Raw genomic sequence first — 672 nt, forward strand, 5'->3', positions numbered from 1 at the left:
CTACGACAGCGTGCGGCGTCTTGGGCAGAACAACTTCGGCGATGCCGGGGTGTTTGTCGAAAAATACATTGCGCGCGCGCGTCATCTGGAAGTGCAGTTGTTCGGCGATGGATGCGGCGACGTGCTGGCGTTGGGCGTGCGCGATTGCTCGGTTCAACGGCGTAATCAAAAAGTGCTGGAGGAAACGCCCGCACCCCATCTCCCCGAAGGCATGGAGGCCGAACTGTGCGCGGCTGCCTTTCGTCTGGCGCAGGCGGTCAATTATCGCAGTGCCGGAACGGTGGAGTTTGTGTATGACAACGACGCACAGCGTTTCTATTTCCTCGAGGTAAACACCCGCTTACAAGTGGAACACGGCGTGACAGAGCAGGTCTGGGGCGTCGATCTGGTGCGCTGGATGGTACAACTGGCGGCGGGCGATTTACCGCCGCTGGCAACCTTGGCGCGCACGCTGCAACCGCGTGGGCACGCGATTCAGGCACGCCTCTATGCCGAAGATCCCGGTCGTGATTTTCAGCCCTGTCCGGGGTTGCTGACGGCGGTGGCCTTTCCGTCCACGCCGGATAACGCGTTGCGTATCGATACCTGGATTGAGAGCGGCTGTGAAATACCGCCCTATTTTGACCCGATGCTGGCGAAAGTGATTGGCTGGGGCGAAACGCGCGACGCGGC

Annotated in this window: 1 pseudogene; it reads left to right on the top strand. The window is 60.9% G+C overall.

The annotated features are described in order from the left end of the window. Positions 1-672: pseudogene (locus J5224_RS33185) on the top strand (urea carboxylase); the annotation flags it as partial.

This window comes from Candidatus Symbiopectobacterium sp. NZEC135, from assembly GCF_025962695.1.